This is a genomic window from Kribbella solani, from assembly GCF_014205295.1.
In the GTDB taxonomy this organism is placed as follows: Bacteria; Actinomycetota; Actinomycetes; order Propionibacteriales; family Kribbellaceae; genus Kribbella; species Kribbella solani.
Genome location: NZ_JACHNF010000001.1, coordinates 4,563,369 through 4,580,840 on the forward strand (window position 1 = coordinate 4,563,369; position 17,472 = coordinate 4,580,840).

At 69.2% G+C, this 17,472-nt stretch carries 17 protein-coding genes; 2 read left to right on the plus strand and 15 right to left on the minus strand.

Annotation, left to right across the window (positions count from 1 at the left end; all coding sequences use genetic code 11):
- Positions 1–168: 168 nt before the first annotated feature.
- Positions 169–996: a DUF11 domain-containing protein gene (locus tag HDA44_RS20765; protein WP_202887465.1), complete on the minus strand. Its 828-nt coding sequence runs from the start codon at positions 994–996 to the stop codon at positions 169–171.
- A 242-nt stretch (positions 997–1,238) separates the two neighbouring features.
- Between HDA44_RS20765 and HDA44_RS20770 the strand changes: the two genes are divergently transcribed.
- Positions 1,239–1,835: a hypothetical protein gene (locus HDA44_RS20770; protein WP_184836881.1), complete on the plus strand. Its 597-nt coding sequence runs from the start codon at positions 1,239–1,241 to the stop codon at positions 1,833–1,835.
- Positions 1,836–1,929: 94 nt separating this feature from the next.
- Here the strand turns inward: HDA44_RS20770 and HDA44_RS20775 are convergent, their stop codons facing one another.
- From HDA44_RS20775 to HDA44_RS20790, 4 genes are read right to left on the minus strand one after another with little or no spacing between them, the layout of a single operon-like run.
- A complete protein-coding gene (locus HDA44_RS20775) occupies positions 1,930–2,259 on the minus strand; it encodes a cupin domain-containing protein (protein WP_184836882.1) in 330 nt (109 codons plus the stop codon).
- A complete protein-coding gene (locus tag HDA44_RS20780) occupies positions 2,237–2,875 on the minus strand; it encodes a VOC family protein (protein WP_184836883.1) in 639 nt (212 codons plus the stop codon). Before HDA44_RS20780 ends, HDA44_RS20775 begins: the two co-directional genes overlap by 23 nt.
- 52 nt (positions 2,876–2,927) lie before the next feature.
- Positions 2,928–3,728 carry a polysaccharide deacetylase family protein gene (locus HDA44_RS20785; RefSeq protein WP_184836884.1) on the minus strand — a complete coding sequence of 267 codons (801 nt, stop codon included), beginning with the start codon at positions 3,726–3,728 and terminating at the stop codon, positions 2,928–2,930.
- A gap of 53 nt (positions 3,729–3,781) precedes the next feature.
- Positions 3,782–4,924, minus strand: a complete 1,143-nt coding sequence (locus tag HDA44_RS20790; RefSeq protein WP_184836885.1) for an XdhC family protein — start codon at positions 4,922–4,924, stop codon at positions 3,782–3,784.
- Positions 4,925–5,069: 145 nt separating this feature from the next.
- Between HDA44_RS20790 and HDA44_RS20795 the strand changes: the two genes are divergently transcribed.
- Entirely contained in the window at positions 5,070–6,224 is a 1,155-nt protein-coding gene (locus HDA44_RS20795; RefSeq protein WP_184836886.1) for an MFS transporter, read from the plus strand.
- Here HDA44_RS20795 and HDA44_RS20800 read toward each other — a convergent pair.
- The 10 genes from HDA44_RS20800 to HDA44_RS20845 all read right to left on the minus strand — a co-directional run bounded on the left by HDA44_RS20800 (position 6,221) and on the right by HDA44_RS20845 (position 17,453).
- Complete coding sequence (locus HDA44_RS20800; protein WP_184836887.1) at positions 6,221–7,417, minus strand: amidohydrolase family protein; 1,197 nt, start codon at positions 7,415–7,417, stop codon at positions 6,221–6,223. The two genes, HDA44_RS20795 and HDA44_RS20800, sit on opposite strands and share 4 nt — an antisense overlap.
- Complete coding sequence (locus HDA44_RS20805; RefSeq protein ID WP_184836888.1) at positions 7,414–8,244, minus strand: carbohydrate ABC transporter permease; 831 nt, start codon at positions 8,242–8,244, stop codon at positions 7,414–7,416. Before HDA44_RS20805 ends, HDA44_RS20800 begins: the two co-directional genes overlap by 4 nt.
- Positions 8,241–9,128, minus strand: a complete 888-nt coding sequence (locus HDA44_RS20810) for a carbohydrate ABC transporter permease (protein WP_184836890.1) — start codon at positions 9,126–9,128, stop codon at positions 8,241–8,243. The genes HDA44_RS20805 and HDA44_RS20810 overlap by 4 nt, the downstream gene beginning before the upstream one ends.
- A gap of 73 nt (positions 9,129–9,201) precedes the next feature.
- The gene (locus HDA44_RS20815) at positions 9,202–10,509 is read right to left on the minus strand and encodes an ABC transporter substrate-binding protein (RefSeq protein WP_184836892.1); all 1,308 of its coding nucleotides are present in this window, start codon (positions 10,507–10,509) and stop codon (positions 9,202–9,204) included.
- A 94-nt stretch (positions 10,510–10,603) separates the two neighbouring features.
- The gene (locus HDA44_RS20820; RefSeq protein WP_184836894.1) at positions 10,604–11,803 is read right to left on the minus strand and encodes an amidohydrolase family protein; all 1,200 of its coding nucleotides are present in this window, start codon (positions 11,801–11,803) and stop codon (positions 10,604–10,606) included.
- On the minus strand, positions 11,797–12,909 hold the full coding sequence (locus HDA44_RS20825; RefSeq protein ID WP_184836896.1) for an NAD/NADP octopine/nopaline dehydrogenase family protein: 1,113 nt from the start codon (positions 12,907–12,909) through the stop codon (positions 11,797–11,799). The genes HDA44_RS20820 and HDA44_RS20825 overlap by 7 nt, the downstream gene beginning before the upstream one ends.
- Positions 12,906–13,868 (minus strand): LLM class flavin-dependent oxidoreductase, encoded by a 963-nt coding sequence (locus HDA44_RS20830; protein ID WP_184836898.1) that lies wholly within the window; start codon positions 13,866–13,868, stop codon positions 12,906–12,908. Before HDA44_RS20830 ends, HDA44_RS20825 begins: the two co-directional genes overlap by 4 nt.
- Positions 13,865–14,770, minus strand: a complete 906-nt coding sequence (locus HDA44_RS20835; protein WP_184836900.1) for an FAD binding domain-containing protein — start codon at positions 14,768–14,770, stop codon at positions 13,865–13,867. Before HDA44_RS20835 ends, HDA44_RS20830 begins: the two co-directional genes overlap by 4 nt.
- A complete protein-coding gene (locus HDA44_RS20840) occupies positions 14,767–15,204 on the minus strand; it encodes a (2Fe-2S)-binding protein (RefSeq protein ID WP_184836902.1) in 438 nt (145 codons plus the stop codon). The genes HDA44_RS20835 and HDA44_RS20840 overlap by 4 nt, the downstream gene beginning before the upstream one ends.
- Entirely contained in the window at positions 15,201–17,453 is a 2,253-nt protein-coding gene (locus HDA44_RS20845) for a molybdopterin cofactor-binding domain-containing protein (RefSeq protein WP_184836904.1), read from the minus strand. Before HDA44_RS20845 ends, HDA44_RS20840 begins: the two co-directional genes overlap by 4 nt.
- Positions 17,454–17,472: the final 19 nt, after the last annotated feature.

A 17,472-nucleotide genomic window follows, 5' to 3' on the forward strand; every position in this document is an offset into this window, starting at 1 on the left:
ACTCACTTAAACGTTAACCCGGACGGTAAACCGAGGCTGCCACTTGGCGCAAGACACAGCCCACACCTGTACCGATTTTTTGGCTCCGCCAAAGGAACCAGCGACCGCGGGACTCGAGAACCCGCGGCCGCCGGCCGTCTTGCTACTTCGCTGCTAGTCAGCCTGTGGTCAGCACCGCACGATCAGCCCGGTGAGCGCGGTACAGGTCCGGCTCGCCTTGTCGTTCGTTGCCACCGGGTCACTCGGTGAACTCGCCGTCCGTTGCGCCGTACCCGTCAGCGCACCCACCGTGAGCAGACCGGTGTCGGCAGTGATCGTCCGGGTCGTACTCGCACCACTCGCCAGCGACGCGATGTCACAGTTCACCGACCTGGACGTCCCCACCCGGGTACACGTCGTGCCCGCGTAGGTCAGGCCGGCCGGGTACGCGCCGACCACCCGGATCCCGGTCGCGTCGGCCGGGCCGTTGTTCTGTACGGTGATCGTGTACGTGATCCGCGCCGTGACCGTGCTCCGGACAGCGGCCGTCATCGATACCGCGAGGTCGGCCGCGGGCGGCGTGACCGGGGTGATCGTGATCGTCGGCCCGGAGAGGATCTCGAACGCGTAGTTGTCGGCCAGGAACTGGTGCCGCAGGATGAACGGCTCCGGCTTCGGGTTGTCCTTCACCCGCAGGGTCCACACCACCGTCCGGCTCTCCCCGGCCGGCACGTCACCGAACGACGCGCGGAAATGCGCTCCCTCGGCAACAAAACAGTTCGCGCCCGTACAGCTGACCAGGTCCAGCCAGTCGGTCAGCGTCTGATCCTTCGCGTACAGCGCCGCCTTGGCGCCCTCGAAGGTGAAATCCGCGATGTTCGTCACGGTCTGCGTGACCGTGAACGTCTCCCCCGGACTCAAGGTCGTCTGACTGACCTGCACCGTGGTACTCGGCGGATCGTCCGCCGACGCCGCCACCGGTACGGCCAGCGACGCGCCGGCGATTCCCGTGATCAATGCAGCACGAAGCAACTTCCAGGCATGCACGGCAAGCCCCCCATCCCCATGAGAATTGTCCCCACAACAACTGCCCCCACAGCCCGCCGACGGCGGTGCCAGCAGTATGTAAGTCCTCGCGGTAGGTGGTCAACCACTCGCCCATCTACACGAATCCGTAATCAACCTTTCCCCGGGCCAGGCTGTCTCAGGGTGTGTGCCGCTCAACCGGAGCGGTACACCGATCAAGGGGGAAACACGGCATGAAGCGGTTCGGAATGATCACCGGGATGGCAGCACTGGCCGGCGCGGGCGCGCTGATGGTCGGCGGTGCCGTACCGAGTCAGGCGGCGGTTGCCTCAAGCAACAGCGTGAGCAGCTCTTCGGTGACGTACAAGACGCGCTACTTCAACCACTCCAGCGAGGGCTACCACGCGAGCGCGGTGCTGCCGTCGACTTGGCGATCGGTCGTACTCGGTCCGTGGCAGCAGCGTTTCGACGACACCACGCACAACCGGATGATCCGGTTCAACACCTCGTACAACCCGAACCTCAGCACCGTGACCGCGCTGAACCGGAAGATCGCCGCGCTGAAGAAGGGCACCCGCGGACTGCACCTCGTCGGTACGTCGACGGTGACGATGAAGTCCACCACCGGGCAAGGCCCGATGCGCGTCAGCACCGTCGTCTACACCTACCGCAGCGGCAAGGACACCCGCTGGGTCGCGACCCGGTACGTCGGCGTGGCCGGCACCACGACCGCCGACACCGAGATCTCCACGGCCGGTTCGACCCGCGACGCGAAGCTGCTCGGCACCGTACTCAACAAGGCGACCGTTTCGCTGGCCCTGGCAGGCTGACGCCCTTCAACTGCTGACGCCAGTCGTGCTTTGAGGCTGAACAGAGCCTCGAGGCCGACTGGCGTTTGTCATGCCCGGGGACGAGATGTGCCGGCTAGTGCAGCGCAACCGAGAGCAGGATGACGGCCGCGGTGCGGGCGTGGACGTCGTGGCGTTGAGGTGGGACCGCGACCAGGTCGCCGGCGTGCAGCTCGGCCTCCGCGTCGGCGGTTCGGAGCACCACCTCGCCGCGGAGGCACAACAGCGACGCGTCGCCCGGACTCTGGTGCTCGCCCAGCGTGCGGCCGGCGTCCAGGGCGATCAGCGTCTGCCGCAGTCGCGCGCCGGATCTGCCGTACACGGTCGTCGCGCTGCGGCCGCTCTCGCTGGCCGCCGCCGACTCCAGGTGACTCGCCGCCAGCTCATCGACTCGCAAGATCTCCATCAATCGATGATGACACGGGCTCCCAGCGGAAACCGTCCGGGTCGGTGAAGTTTCCGCCGTCCGCGCTGAGCGCGATCCGGTGCGAACCGCTCCCGTCGGCCGGTACGCCGGCGTCCTTGGCCAGCGCCTTCCGCCCGTACAGCGCCAGCTTCACCGGACCGGTGCTGTCGAACTCGACGTACTTGCGCCCGAAGCTCTTCGCTACCGTCAGCCCGTGCTCGACGTAAAACTTCTTGCTCACGGCAACATCCGTGCAGCCGAGCAGCAGCACGACCGAGTCGATCGCCCGCGTCGCCGGTCCGGTGTCCTTCTTCTCCGAGGTGGCGATCTTCCAGATCGTGCCGTCGGGCGCCTGCAGCGTGCCGCCGTAGCCCCAGAACGACTTGGTGACCGGCTTGATCACGGTCGCGCCGGCACCGACCGCGCTCTCGAACAGGCTGGTCACCGTACTCGGCTGACCCACCGTCAGCGACAAGGTGAATCCCCGGAAACCGGACGCCTCCGCGCCGGACTCCCGTACCCGAACCTGCTCCGCCAGCCCGAGGGCAGCTGACAGGAACCGCTCCGCCGCTGCCTTGTCCGCTACTTCCAGAACCACGCTGTCAAGAGTTGTCATGTCTTCAAGTTAGGCAGTCGCGGCGGCCGCCGCTTCTCGATTCCTGACCGCTTCAGCAGGACAGGGTCGCGAACCCGTATCCGCGTGCCGACAGCTTGGTCAGCGCCTGGTCCAGCCCCGCGACCGTCTGCGACCGGTTGCCGCCGCCGTCGTGCATCAGGATGATCGCGCCCGGCCGCGCACCGGCCACCACCCGGTTGGCGATCGTCGTCGCGCCCGGCCGCTTCCAGTCGTTGGTGTCCACGTCCCACAGCACCTGCTGCATGCCGTCCCGCTTGATCTCCGCCTTCACCCGCGGGTTGGTCGCGCCGTACGGCGGCCGGAAGCACTTCGACTGAATCCCGTTCGCGACCTGCTCGTGCAACCGCGCCGGCGACAGCTTGGTCAGCTGCGGGTGCGAGACCGAGTGATTCCCGATCGCGTTACCGGCCGTACGCACCTCGTCGACCAGGTCCGGATGCGCGTCCGCGTGTTCCGCGAGCATGAAGAACGTCCCGTGCGCGTTGTGTTTCGCCAGCACCGCAAGCACTTCCGGCGTCCAGCGCGGGTCCGGCCCGTCGTCGAAGGTCAGGTACACGACCTTCCCCTTCGCTTGCTCGACGGACTTCGTGCTGGCCGGCGTACTCACCGTCGCGCTGGGCTTACCCGACGCACTGGGCTTACCGGACGCACTGGGCTTACCGGACGCACTGGGCTGGCCGGACGAGGCCGCCGACGGGCTGGCCGAAGCGGTCCGCGGCGCCTGGGCCGCGCTGGCCTTCGCGCCACCGCCGGAAACGGCCGCATGCAGACTCCAGATCGCCACCGCGGCGCCGAGCGCGAGCACAATCGGCAACCTGATCTTCGTCCACATCTCCGAACCCCCAAGCTCGTCCCAGCAGCGCCTCTACAACCACACAAGACGCACTAGAGCTGAGGAAAGTTGGTTTGGTGGTGGATGGGGCCGTCGAGGGTGGAGAGGGGGCGGCCGGCGCCGCCCCAGGTGGTGGCTATTATTTCGGCGGCGATGCTGATGGCGGTTTCTTCGGGGGTGCGGGCGCCCAGGTCGAGGCCGATCGGGCTGGAGAGGCGGGTCAGCTCCTCGTCGGTCAGTCCGGCTTCCTGGAGGCGTTTCAGGCGGTCGTCGTGCGTACGCCGGGAGCCCATCGCGCCGACGTACGCGACCTCGGGCAGCCGGAGCGCGACCTCCAGCAGTGGTACGTCGAACTTCGGGTCATGAGTGAGTACGCAGATCGCCGTCCGCCCGTCGATCCGGCCGGCGGCTGACTCGGCCGCGAGGTAGCGATGCGGCCAGTCCACGACGACCTCATCCGCCGACGGGAACCTGGTCGCGGTCGCGAACACACCGCGGGCATCACAGACCGTCACCCGGTAACCAAGGAACGACCCGACCCGGGCCACCGCGGCAGCGAAGTCGATCGCGCCGAAGACCAGCATCCGCGGCACCGGCGCGTACGACGACACGAACACCCGCATGCCGGCACCACGCCGCTGCCCGTCCGGACCGTACTCGAGCGTCTCCGACCGCCCGTTCGCCAGCAACCCGCGTACGTCATCCACGACCGCGTCATCCATCCGGTCCGAGCCGAGCGTCCCGGTGATCGCGGCGCCTTCCGGGCGTACGACGATCCGGCGACCGACCCGCGCCGGATCCGGATGCGCCACCACGGTCGCCACCGCGACCGGCCGCTGAGCCTCGATATCGGCCGCGATCTCACCCAGTTCCGGGTACGAGGAACGGTCCACGCGCTCCACGAACACGTCCAGGATGCCGCCGCACGTCAGCCCGACCGCGAACGCCGACTCGTCACTCACGCCGTACCGCTGCAGCACGGGTTCACCCGAAGCGACGACCTCCTCACCGAGCTGATACACCGCCCCCTCGACGCACCCGCCGGACACACTGCCGACGGCCTCGCCGTCCGGCCCCACGAGCATGGCCGCGCCCGGCAGCCGCGGCGCGGACTTGAACGTCGCCACGACCGTTGCCATCGCCACCGGCTGGTCGGCGTTCCACCACTCCAGCAGCCGGTTCAGTACCTCACGCATCGCGGATCACTCCCTCAAACGGCTTCGGTCGCGCATAATGGCTGCTGTTCGGCGCGGTTCCTTCGCCTTCGCGAGGGCGCGCCGCCCCCGGCCGGGGCGTGGGTTCGGAAGCGCGGGCCGGGAGGAACTGTTCGAGGTTGCATCCATGACCAACTCCGCGGCCGTACCGGTTCGCACCAGCCTGTGGCGGCTGCCCGCCGTCCGCCAGCTGGCCGTCCTGACCACGCTCGGCTTCTCGAGCTTCTTCCTGACCCTCGCGTCGCTGCCGTCGTACGCGGTCCGCGGCGGCACCGGCGCCGGATCGGCGGGCGCGGTGACCGCCGTGATGCTCGGCTGCACGGTCGCCGTCCAGGCGGTCGTGCCGTGGCTCGAACGCCGCCTGGGTACGCCGGTCCTGCTCGTGATCGGCCTGATCGCGCTCGGCGCCCCCGCGCCCCTCTACCTGCTCAGCGACAGCCTCGGCTGGCTGGCCGCGGTCTCGGCCGTACGCGGCGTGGGCTTCGCGATCCTGACCGTGATCGGCGCCCTGCTCAGTACGTCGGTGGCACCGGCCGATCGACGCGGTGAGGCGATCGGCGTGTACGGGTTGTGCATCGCGGTACCCAACCTGATCGCGATTCCGGCCGGCGCCGCGCTCACGTCGTCCGGCCGGTTCGGCTGGGTCGCCGTACTGGCCGCCGCGCCGCTGCTGGCGATCCCGTTCGTGCTGCGGCTCCGCCGCCGGACCGACGATTCCCCGCAAACCAGGTCCGCCGCCGGACCGGCCGTACGCTCCGCGAGTGGACCGGCCGTCGTGCTCCTGGTCGTGATGCTCTCCGGCGGCGGCCTGCTGACCTTCCTGCCGATCGCCCGCCCGGACGGCTCGCTCGCCACCATCGCGCTGCTCGTACTCGGCCTGTGCGGCACCGTCAGCCGCTGGCGGGTGGGACCGATCCACGACCGGTTCGGCGGTCGCGGGCTGCAGCCGGCCATGCTTGCCGCCGGCATCGTTGGACTGGCCCTCGTTGCCATCGCGCTGCACGGTAACGGGCGTACGGCCGTGCTGCTGGCCGGCGTCGCGCTCTTCGGCATCGGCTACGGCGCGACCCAGAGCCTGACCCAGATCGCGGTGTTCGAACGGACGCCGCCGGAGCAGGCGGTGACCGCGAGCGCGGTCTGGAACACGGCCTTCGATGCCGGCACCGGGATAGGTGCCTACGGCATCGGATTGCTCGCCGCGACCAGCCTGGAACTGCCCGGCACCTACCTGCTCTGCGCCGCCCTGCTGGTGCTGACCATCCCACTCACCAGGCGTCATTAGAACGGTACGTCCGTCGTGGTGACCGTTTGTGCCACCAACTGTCCGCGGTGCCAGACGAGCCGATCGCCTGGCGCCCGGGCAATGGCATCACCGAGATCATCGGCGCCAAGGGCAACCAGCTCCGCGGGCGCACCGGCCACCAAGCCGCCGGCCGGCAGGCCCATCACCGTACGCGCCTCGGACCCGACCATGCCGGCCGCGTGCACTGGTTGCTGATGGCCCGCGGTCACCAGCAGCGACGCGATCTCCAACGGATCGCAACGGCCGACCAGGTTGAACGGGTCCCGCACGTTGTCCGACCCGGCCGCGACCTGAACCCCCGCGGCCCGCAGCGCGTCGATCGCGGTCAGCCCGCGCGGCTTGGCGCTCAGGACGTCCCGGCCCTGCAGGAACAGATTCGTCATCGGCAGCGTCACCACCGACATCCCGGCCGCGGCGACGGCGGCGGCGATCTCCTTGGCCTGCGAGTCAGGCAGCACACCAAGCGACACGCAATGCGCAGCCACCACCCGGACACCACTCTCCAGCGCCCGCGCCGCGACCCGATCCAGCGTCACCGAGTCGAACGACTCGTCCACATGCAGATCGAGCTCGACCCCACGATCGAGCGCGACCTCCAGGCAGGACTCCAGCGCAAGGTCCGGATCGTCCTCCGAGAACGGATTCCCGCCAAGCTGATCCGCGCCCGCATCGAGCGCCCGGTGCAACAACGCCCGATGCCCGGCCGCGCCACCATCCGGTACGCCGACATGCGCCACGATCTGCAGGTCGACGTACGCCGACACCTGCTCACGTACTTTCGCCAGCGCCTCGATCGCGGTCACGCCGGACAACCGCCCAGCGCCGATCTGACACCGTACGGCCGTGGTGCCGGCGGCAACGAACAACCGCAGCGCGCGCATCGCCCGGTCGGCGATCGCGTCGCCCTGCCGCATCGACGCGACCGCCGAGTACGAGGCCATCGCCCCTTGCAGATCACCGGTCTGATTGGCGGCCAGCCCGGCCGTGAACGCCTTGTCCAGATGGACATGTGGCTCGGCGAACGCCGGCAGCACCAGTCGGCCGTCCAGGTCGACCACCGCTTCACCAGGAAGCGGTGTCAACGTACCCAGCTCGCCGATCAGATCGTCGACAATCCGAATGTCCACCCCTTGACCGTCGGCGCCCCGGCCGCCGCGCAACAGTTCGGTCATCCCTTCACGCCGCCTCCCGCGATCTGGGTCAGGTACCGCTGCAGGAACGCGAAGATGATCACCACCGGGATCGTCATCACCACGCCTCCGGCAAGCAACTGGCCCCAGTCCGTCGTGTACTGGCCGATCAGCGAGTTCAGGCCGACCGACAACGTCCGGTTCTCGTCACTGTCGATGAACGTGTTCGCGTACAGGAACTCGTCCCACACGTTCACCACGCAGAACGCACCGGCCGCCGCCGCGCCCGGCAGCGCGGGCGGCAAAGCCACTCGCCACAGCGCGGTGAACATGTTGCAGCCGTCGATCAGCGCCGCTTCCTCGACCTCGATCGGGACGGTCAGGAAGTAGTTGCGCATCATCCAGATACAGAACGGCAGCGCCAGCGTCACGTACACGATGGTCAGGCCGGTCCGGCTGTTCAGCATGTCCAGCTCACGGAGGATCTTGTACAGCGGGACCGCCATCAGTACGGCCGGGAACATCTGCATGTTCACCACCGACAGCAGCAACAGCCGATTGCCCGCGAACTTGAACCTGGCCAGCGCGTACCCGGCCAGGATCGCGATCAGCAAGGACAGCGTCGTCGTCACGACCGCGACCACCAGGCTGTTCACCAGGTACACCGGGAAGTTGCTGGTCCGGAACAGGTTCGTGTAGTTCTCGGTGTAGAGCGTCCCGGGCAGGAAGTTCTTCTCCACCCCGTTCAGCTCCGACGGCTGTTTCAGGCTGGACAGGACCGCGTACAGGAACGGCCCGACGAAGACGACCAGGGCCACCAGCATCCCGCCGTACAGGCCCAGCTTTCCGAGTCTGCGTTTGGTGGTCACAGTTTGCGCCCCTTCCGTCCCTCGACGCTGAAGAAGTAGGCCGTGCTGACGACGAACAACCCGGCGAAGAGCACCACGGCGACCGCCGCCGCGCTGCCGAAGTCGAATTCGGTGAACGCCTTGCGATAGGCGAACGTGGTAAGCGTTTCGGTCGCGCCGATCGGGCCGCCCTGGGTGAACAGCCAGATCCCGTTGAAGTTGTTCACCGAGTAGCCGATCGTGAGCAGGCTCGCCAGCGTCAGCGAGGTCCGGATACCCGGGACGACGACATGCAGCAGCCGTCCCCACAGACCGGCCCCGTCGATCATCGCGGCCTCGTGCAGTTCCTCCGGGATCGCCTGCAACCCGGCCAGCAGGATCACCGCGACGAACGGCGTCCACTTCCACACGCTGAGCAGGATCACGACCGGCATCGCCGTCGCCTGGTTCGCCAGCCAGAGCACCGGCTCCTGAGTCAGCCCGGTACTCATCAGGAGCTGGTTCAGCGGACCGGACGTCGGGTCCAGCAGGTACCGCCAGATCACCGCGACGACGACCGACGGCACCACCCACGGGATGATCACCACGCTGCGGAACAGCGCGCGGCCGGCCAGCTTCTGGTGCATCAGCAACGCGAGGCCGAAGCCGATCGTCAGCTGCAGCACCAGGTTCGCGAGCGCCCACAGGCCGGTGTGGCCGAGGGCGGTCCAGAACGCGCCGTTGCCGAAGATGGCGCGATAGTTGGCCAGCCCGGTGAACCGGTCGGCGGACGGGTCCGTCGGCACACTGTGCTTGAGACTCGTCCACACCGCGTCGAGCACCGGGTAACCAAGGACTCCTGCCAGCGCCACCAGCGCCGGCAGGAGGTAGAGAAACGGTGACAGAGCGGTCAGACGCTGTCGCAAAGGTCGCACCGATGCGGCAGCCGGTGACGGCCCTGCCGGAGTGTGCTTGACCTCGGTCAGAGTCATCGGTCCTCTATTTCTTGGTCAGCTTCGCGGTCGAGTCGGTCGCGGCCGCCTTCAGCGCGTCGGCGGGGGCCTTCTTCTTCTGGATCACCGAGTCCCACGCGTCGGCCATCACACCCCACTCGATCGCGCCCCAGTTCGGTACCGGCGGGCGGGACACGGCGGTCGCCGCCTGCTGGACGAACACGGCCCGCGCCGGGTCCTTGCCGGCGAACTCCGAGCCGGTGATGTCGGTCCGGGCCGGAATCCGCTTGTAGCCCTCCTCCAGCACCTTCTCCTGCTCGGCCGAGGTCAGCCAGGAGGTGAACTTCCAGGCCAGGTCGGCGTTCTTCGCCGCCTTGGTGACCGCGACCGCGTTGCCACCGAGGACGGTAGCGCTCTGCACCTTCTTGGGCATCGGCGCGACCCCGTACTCGAGCTTCGGGTTGCCCTTGGTGAGCGGCGCGATACCGAAGTCACCCATCGGCATCATCGCGACCGTCTCGGTCATGAACGGCTGCAGGAACTGGTCCCACGAGTCGGTCACGCCGAGGAAGGTCGGCGGGACGACGTTGTCCTTCAGGTACAGGTCGGCGTAGAACTGCCACGCCTCCAGGCCCTCCGGGCTGTCGAACGTCGCCTTGGTGAAGTCCGGGCTGGTGACCTGGCCACCGTTCTGCCACAACCACGGCCAGTACAGGTACGAGCCGTAGCCCTTCGCGCCGAGCATGTAGCCGTACTTCCCGCCGCCGGTGAGCTCCTTGGCGGCGGACCGCAGCTCGTCCCAGGTGGTCGGCGGCGCGCTGATGCCGGCCTTCTCGAACATCTTCTTGTTGTAGAACAGCGCGACGTTCGAGGTGTCGTACGGGACCGCGTAGATCTTGCCCTCGGAGGTCGCGGCGGCGATGTTGCCGGGGAAGAACTGGCTCTTGATCGGGGTGACCCGGTCGGTCAGGTCGGCCAGCAGCTTGGCCGCGGCCAGCTGCGCGACCTGGGAGACGTCGACGATGACCAGGTCCGGGCCGCCGCCACCGCTGAGCGTGGTGGTGATCTTGTTGATCAGGTCGTTGGCCGCGAAGCCCTGCACCGTGACCTTGACGTCGTTCTTGGTACCGAATTCGCCGGCCGCCTTGCTCAGGGCCGAATCGCCACCGGGGACGAACGTCGTCGACGCCCAGATGGTCAGAGTGCCGTTCTTGCCCGAGCCACCGGAACCGCCGGAACCGCAGCCGGCCATGGCCGTGGCCAGGCCGATACTGCCGGCACCGATCAGGAACCCTCGGCGGCTGGCCTTCGCCTGCAGGAGTCCGGGGAGCCTGCCTTCGACGCGTGGACGCATCTTTCAGCCTTCCTCATTCATGTCGCGAGCTTGCGACAGGTCGGTCTTTCACTGCTGTGGGTGCTGGCCGTAACGGGGCGCCGGCCGGGAAACGTCAGTTCTGCTGCCAGTTCCAGTCGGCCGGCACCTCCTTGCCGGTACGCTCCGCGATGCCGCGAGTCGCCTTCCAGGCACGCTCGGTCAACTCGGCCAGATCGGCCTTGACCAAGGCGCCGTCGCGTACGACGAGCTCGCCGTCCACCAGCACATCGCGTACCTGCGGACCGGAACCGCGATGTACCAGCGCCTGCACCGGGTCGACGAGCGGCGCGAGCCGTACGTCGTCCGCGGCCACCGTGATCAGACCAGGATCGTTGTCGCCGATTGCCGCGGACCCGTCGGTGGTCCCCATCCGCCAGGCGGATTCGGTGGTCAGCGCGCCCGGACGACCGGCGGCCGATCCCTGCGCGTACACGGCCTGTCGCATCTCGGTGAACAGATCGGTCATCCCGTCGATCCCCAGGCAAACCCGGACACCGGCGTCACGCATCGCCAGTACCGGCGCGAAGCCCTTCGCGAGTTTCAGGTGGTTCGACGGGCAGTACACGACCGACACCGAGTTCTCCGCGAGCAGCTCGATCTCTCGGTCGTTCACCTGCACGCAGTGGACGAGGACCGTGCCGGGGCGCAGGAAGCCGATGCCGTGCAGCAGCTCGATCGGCCGCAGACCGTGTTCGGCCTGGCAGCGTTCGACCTCGTCCAGTGTCTCGGCGATGTGCGTGTAGAGCCGGAGCCCGGTCCGCTCGGCCGCCGCGACCGAGGCCCGGTAGTCGGCCACGGAGGTCTGCCGCAAGGACACCGGCGCCAAGTACAGCCGTTCGGCGGGTACGACGTCGTCCGCGGCGGCGGCTGCTCGGTCAAGATCGATCGCCGAGCTCACGCCGTACGCGATCTGCCCGCGCAAACCCGCCTCCGCATGCCCTTCGGCCACTGCCCGCAGCATGGCTTCGTCATGCAGCGGATAGACGTGATCGACAGCGGAGACGATCCCGGACAGCACCTGCCGCGCGGACGCGAGCGCCGTGAGCGCGCGGTAGTCCTCGGCCGTCGCGGCCGTTCCGGCGAGCCGGCCGGCCTCGATCAGGTCGGCCAGCGCGCTGGTGTCGGAGCGCCGGGTGAACGGCAGCAGCGAGCGCAGGTGGTCGTGCCCGTTCACCAGGCCGGGCAGCACCACCTTTCCCGCCACCGAAAGGTCCGCCGGGAGGTTCAGGTCGTTGGCCTCGGCAACGGTCCCGTCCCGGACCGTGGTCACCACCAGCCGTCCCTTGCGGCCGCGAGCAGGCCCTCCTTGCCGGCGCCGGCCAGACCGAGATCGGCCAGCGTCCGGCCGACCTTCCAGAAGTCGGTCTCGGTCGCGATCCCGGCAAGCTGGATCAGGCTGTCGATCGTCGGCGTCCGCACGCCCAGCTCGTCGCCGAGCGACGACAACGGCACCAGCGCGTACGGAACGTCCTCGGTGATGTACCGGCTGTTCAGCGCGGTCGGCCCGGTCGCGATCGTGCTGCTCGCGAAGGCCGACGACTGCAACGTGTCGTGCAGCGTCTCGCCACGCTCGGCCGCGAAACCCTGCTCGACCAGGTAGTCGGCGTACCCGGCGCGGTCCTTCAGGCCGAGCGCGGCCCGGATCGCGAGCAGTTCCGCGTCCACGTACTCGATCACCCGCGACACCGCCGGGGTCGAGCCTTCGCCCCACAGCAGGTACGGGGCCGTCCGGCCTTCGACCGCGCCGAGGTTGCAGATGATCGGCGCGACGTGGTCGATCGCGTTGAAGTTCAGCAGCATCGTCTCCCAGACGTTCTCGGCCGGGCTGAGCCACGGCCAGATCGTGGTGACGACCTCCACCAGCCCGTTGCCGGCCGGCAGCCCGGCGACCCGGGTACCACCGGCTTTGCGGGAGGCGGTGATCAGACCCGGCGCGCGCACCCGGGCGCCGTACGGGAGGCTGTTCGACTCGGCGATCTGGAGATCGAGCTTCCGGTCCGCCCGCCGGAGCGCGGCCGCCAGCGCCAGCGCGCCGCCGCCCTCGCCCATCCAGATCACCGACTGCCCGTCGACCAGTACCTCGGCCAGCAGCTCCGCGAAGGTCTCGTGCCCGAACGCGGGCACCGAAACCAGGATCAGCTCGTTGTCACGGGCCGCCTGCGCCGGGCTGGTCGACGTACCGGCGATCGGGGCCTCGTCGACGCCGTGCCACGGGCACTTCAGCTTGATCACGCCGCTGTCGGCGAGCGCCTCGATCCCGCTCGCGAACTGCGGGAAGTCGGCAACGGTCACCTCGATCCCGGCGAGCGACATCTCCATCGCACAGGACAGGGCACCGGCCCCGGAGCCCAGTACGGCGGCGGTTTTCGGCATGTTCATCGGATCACTGCTTTCGCCAGTTCGGTCAGGCTGTTCGTGGTTTCGTCCAGGCCGCCGGCCGCGGTCGAGAGGATCACCTCGTCGACACCGAAGCTCGCCAGCTCGGACAGCCGTTCCGCGACGTGTGCCGTCGGCCCGGCGATGGTGAAGGCGTCGACCATTTCGTCGGTGACCAGCGCGGTCGCCGCGTCCCGGTCGCCGGAGCGGACCGCGGCGCGCAGCCGCTCGACGTCCGGCCGGTTCAGGCCGTAGATCTCGATCAGTTCGTCGGCGTACGAGCCACCGGCCATGTTCAGGCAGCGTGGGCGCAGCGCGTCCAGCGCCCGGCCGCGGTCCTCGTCGACCTGCACGTCGAGCATCACGACCACCCGCGGGCGGTTCTCGGCCGCGGACACCTGGTCGATCACGTACTGGATGTGGCCCGCGCTCAGGCCGTGCGTGATCACACCGTCGGAGATCTCACCGGCAAGGCGGAGCATCTTCGGTCCACGGGCAGCGAGGTAGACCGGTGCCGGCGGCGCGTTGAACTTCAGCGCGGCGTTCTGGGTACGGAACGTGTCGCCGGGCTCGGTCGTCGGGCCTGCCATCAAACCGCGGATGATCCGGACGGTTTCCTTGGTCAAACCCAGTGGCCGCTTGACCGGCGTACCCAGCTCGGTGGCGAACTCGTAGCCGCCCGGACCGACACCGAGGACGAGCCGGCCGCCGCTGATCTCACCGATCGACCCGGCCAGGCTGGCGAGCAGGGCGGGGTGGCGCAGGAGCGGGCTGGTCACGGCGGTGCCCAGGGTGACGCGGGTGGTCGCGGTGGCCATCAGCGACAGCGCGGCACTGGCGTCGCGATGGAAGTAGTGGTCGGCGACCCAGACACCGTCGAATCCCAGGTCCTCGGCACGCCGGGACAGCTCGGCCGCGTCGGTGACCGGCTGATCGAGCCGGATCGTGGCGGATGTCTTCACAAAACCTCCAGTAGATGAGCACCCAGCGCCTCAACCAGCACGCCGGCCAGCGCCGCACGCCGATAAGCCGCGGTGGCGCGCAAGTCGTCAATAGGCGAAATATCAGCCTGCAACGCCGCCGTCACAGCAGCTGCCGTAACAGCCGCCGCGGCAGCCGGGGCGGACACCCCGGTCGCCCCGGTCGGCCGCCGGGCGCCGGTAGTCGGCTGCTTGGCGCCAGTTGTTGGTTGCTTGGTGTTGAGCAGTGCTTCGGTTTGCTTGCAGCGGATGACAGTTGGTGCGACGGCGCCGGCGGCCAGCCGGACATCCTGCAACCCGTCCGGCGTCTCCCGCCAGGACCACGCCAGGCTGGCGACCGAGATTGCCAGCGCGCGCCGCCCGGCGAGCTTCCGGAAACCCTCGACCCGGTCACTCAGGTCCGGCACCTCGACCGCGTGCACCCACTCACCCGCCTGCAGACACGTACGCCGCGGCCCCTGCGCGAAGTCGTCAACCGGCACCCGCCGAGTACCGGCCGCCGACCGCAACACCAGCACCGCCTCGGCAGCGACCAACGGCGGCACGCAATCAGCAGCAGGCGAGGCATTCGCCAGGTTCCCGCCCAGCGTCGCCCGGTTCCGGATCTGCTGCGACGCGAAACAACCGATCGCCATCCGCAACCCCGGCAACGATTCCCCCAGCTGCCGATCGAGCTCCGCGATCGGCGCCAGCGCGGACAGGATCAGCAAACCGTCCCGCCGCTCGACCACGGCCGGCGCGTCAGCCAGGTTCGTGACATCCACCAACGTCCCGAAGTCCCGCCCGTCCCGCCGCTGCACCAGCACATCGGTGCCTCCGGCAAGCAAACTCCCGGCACCCGGCAGCGCGGCCAGCTCAACCGTGGATCCCGGCGAAATCATCATCGGCGTACGCTCCGGAGCGCCCGCGTGATCGCGCCGTACCCCGTACACCGGCAGATGTTTCCCTCCAGCGCGGCGTGCATCCGATCCTCGTCCGGATCGGCGTCCTCGGCCAGCAGCGCGGCCGCCGAAACGACGATCCCGGCCGTACAGAACCCGCACTGCACCGCTTGATTTTTGATCAACGCGTCCTGCAACGCCGGCCCGAGCGGATGCTCGGCGATCCCCTCGACCGTGACGACCTCAGCCTCCGCAAGCTGCCCGGTCAGCACCAGGCACGAGCACACCGGCCGACCGTCGATCAGCACGGTGCAGCTGCCGCACTCGCCCATCCCGCAGCCTTCCTTGCTGCCGGTCAGACCGAGGTCGTCGCGCAGGTAGTCCAGCAGCCGGGTGTCCGGCTCCGGCGAAGTCACCACGTGTCCGTTGATCTTCATGACGCCCGCGCCATCAGCAGCATCTCGGGCGTGATCGGCAACCGGTCCGGCCGTACGCCGACCGCGTCCGCAACCGCCGCCGCGACCGCCGCGGCGGTCGGCACGATCACCACTTCGGCCATTCCCTTCGCGCCCATCGGGCCGCTCGGCTCGTCCCCCGCGATCAGCAAGGTGCGGATCTCGGGTACGTCGCGGATCGTCGGGATCAAGTAGTTCTCCAGACTGCGTGTCACCGGCTGCCCATCCGCGAGCCGGTAGTCCTCCATCAGTGCAAAGCCGAGTCCTTGCGCGACCCCGCCCTCGGCCTGGCCGATTACGGCGCCGGGGTTGATCGCCGTACCGCAGTCGACGGCACAGACGACACCCAGTACGCGGATCTCGCCGGTCAGTTCGTTCACTTCCAGCCGGACCACCTGCGCCGAGGCGCCGTAGACGAGATGCGGCGCGTACGTGCCGAGCTCTTCCGGATCGATCAACCCGGTGTCGGACACGTCCGGCAGGTGAAAGGTCGCCTCGAACTCGGCGCGTTCGTCCGCGACCAGCTTGGCCGCGAGCGCGGGCAGATCGTCCAGCGAAAGCTCACCCGCGGCCTCCAACAACTGCCGGCAGACCGCGCGAACAGCGGCACCACCGGCGTACATGCTGCGCGAGGCCGCGGTCGCGCCGGACTCGGGAACGAGTTGGGTGTCGCCGACCACGACCTCGATCTGGTCGGCGGGCAACCCGAGGGTGTCGGCCGCGACCTGCCGGTACGCGACGTCGATCGCCTGCCCGGTGTGGTTCGGCCCGGCCCAGATGTGGATGCGTCCGTCGAGCGAGATGATCAGCCGGGCGCGCGCCGCGTCGCCGCGACCACTGCCCATGCCGACGCCCTTCACCGCCAGGGCGATCCCGGTGCCACGCCGCCACGGGCCCTGCGCCTTTGCCTGCCAGGCTTTCCGGCCGGCCCACCATTCGTCGTCGGCCGCCGCCTGCAAGGTTTCGGCGGCACGCAGGCCGGTGGTGATCACATGCCCGTACAGGCCGTGCCGCTCACCGCCGCGGAGCAGGTTGCGCATCCGCAGCTCGACCGGGTCCACGCCGAGCCGCTCGGCCGCCTCGTCGATCGCGGTCTCCAGCGGGAACGCGACCTGGGGTACGCCGTACCCGCGGAACGCGCCGGCATTCGCGTTGTTGGTGTGCGCGACCCGGCCGTCGTACCGGGCGACGCCCATCCGGTACGGACCGACCGACATCTCCGCGGACGTCTTCAGTACGAACGGACCCGACGTCAGGTACGGACCGGTGTCGGCGACCGCGGTCATGTCACTCGCGACAAATTTGCCGCCGGCATCGATCCCGAGCCGCAGCCGGGTACTGAACGGGTGCCGCTTGGCGCCGGAGATCATCGTCTCCTCGCGGGTCATCCGCATCGCCACCGGCTTCCCGGCCGCCTTGGCGAGAACCGCGAGCAGCGTCGGCATCGGGTCGTCGTTCCGGGCGCCGAACGCGCCGCCGACCGGGCCGGCGATCATCCGGACGTCCGAGACCTCGACGCCCATCGCCCGCGCCACCTGCCGGGTGTGCAGCCCGGGGTTCTGCGAGCCGCACCAGATCGTCACCCGGCCGCTCTCCCAGACCGCGACGCCGCCCGGGGTGTCGATCGCGACGTGTTCCTGGGCGGGCGTGAAGACCTCACGCTCGATCACCGTGTCGGCGGTGTCCAGCGCGGTCTCGACATCGCCGGACGCGAAGGCGATCCGGCCGGCCTCGTTCCCGGTCGGGTACAGGAGCGTCGCGCCCGGGCTGAGCGCGACGGCAGCGTCGGCCACCACGGGCAGCGGTTCGAGCTCGACCACGATCGCCTCGGCGGCGCGGCGGGCCGTACCCTCGTCGACCGCGGCCACCAGCGCCAGCGGGTCGCCGACCTGCCGGATCGTGGTCGCGGCCAGCACCGGGCCGTTCGCCTCGCTCGGACCGAGCAGGTTGAACGGGACGTCCGCGGCCAGCACGACCGCGTGTACGCCGGCCATCGCCCGGGCGGCGGTGGTGTCGATCCGGAGGATCCGCGCGTGCGGGACCTTCGCCCGCAGTGCGGCACCGTGCAGCATGCCAGGCAGGCGGCGATCGGTCACGTACTCGAGCCGGCCGTTGACGGCCGCCCGCGCCTGGTCGCTGGGGACCGAGCGCCCGACCATCCGCGCTGCCTTGTCCCCTGCTCGCCGGACACCACCGCCCGCGGCGACCGCGAGCGTCGGATCTTCAGGCACTTGACGTCACCTCGGGTTC

Excerpts from the sequence above, each read along its gene's own strand:
- HDA44_RS20780 (WP_184836883.1), bottom strand. The coding sequence starts at position 2,875 with ATGACAACTCTTGACAGCGTGGTTCTGGAAGTAGCGGACAAGGCAGCG.
- HDA44_RS20800 (WP_184836887.1), bottom strand. The coding sequence starts at position 7,417 with ATGACCGAACTGTTGCGCGGCGGCCGGGGCGCCGACGGTCAAGGGGTG.
- HDA44_RS20770 (WP_184836881.1), top strand. The coding sequence starts at position 1,239 with ATGAAGCGGTTCGGAATGATCACCGGGATGGCAGCACTGGCCGGCGCG.
- HDA44_RS20790 (WP_184836885.1), bottom strand. The coding sequence starts at position 4,924 with ATGCGTGAGGTACTGAACCGGCTGCTGGAGTGGTGGAACGCCGACCAG.
- HDA44_RS20815 (WP_184836892.1), bottom strand. The coding sequence starts at position 10,509 with ATGCGTCCACGCGTCGAAGGCAGGCTCCCCGGACTCCTGCAGGCGAAG.
- HDA44_RS20785 (WP_184836884.1), bottom strand. The coding sequence starts at position 3,728 with ATGTGGACGAAGATCAGGTTGCCGATTGTGCTCGCGCTCGGCGCCGCG.
- HDA44_RS20775 (WP_184836882.1), bottom strand. The coding sequence starts at position 2,259 with ATGGAGATCTTGCGAGTCGATGAGCTGGCGGCGAGTCACCTGGAGTCG.
- HDA44_RS20840 (WP_184836902.1), bottom strand. The coding sequence starts at position 15,204 with ATGAAGATCAACGGACACGTGGTGACTTCGCCGGAGCCGGACACCCGG.
- HDA44_RS20795 (WP_184836886.1), top strand. The coding sequence starts at position 5,070 with ATGACCAACTCCGCGGCCGTACCGGTTCGCACCAGCCTGTGGCGGCTG.
- HDA44_RS20825 (WP_184836896.1), bottom strand. The coding sequence starts at position 12,909 with ATGAACATGCCGAAAACCGCCGCCGTACTGGGCTCCGGGGCCGGTGCC.
- HDA44_RS20835 (WP_184836900.1), bottom strand. The coding sequence starts at position 14,770 with ATGATGATTTCGCCGGGATCCACGGTTGAGCTGGCCGCGCTGCCGGGT.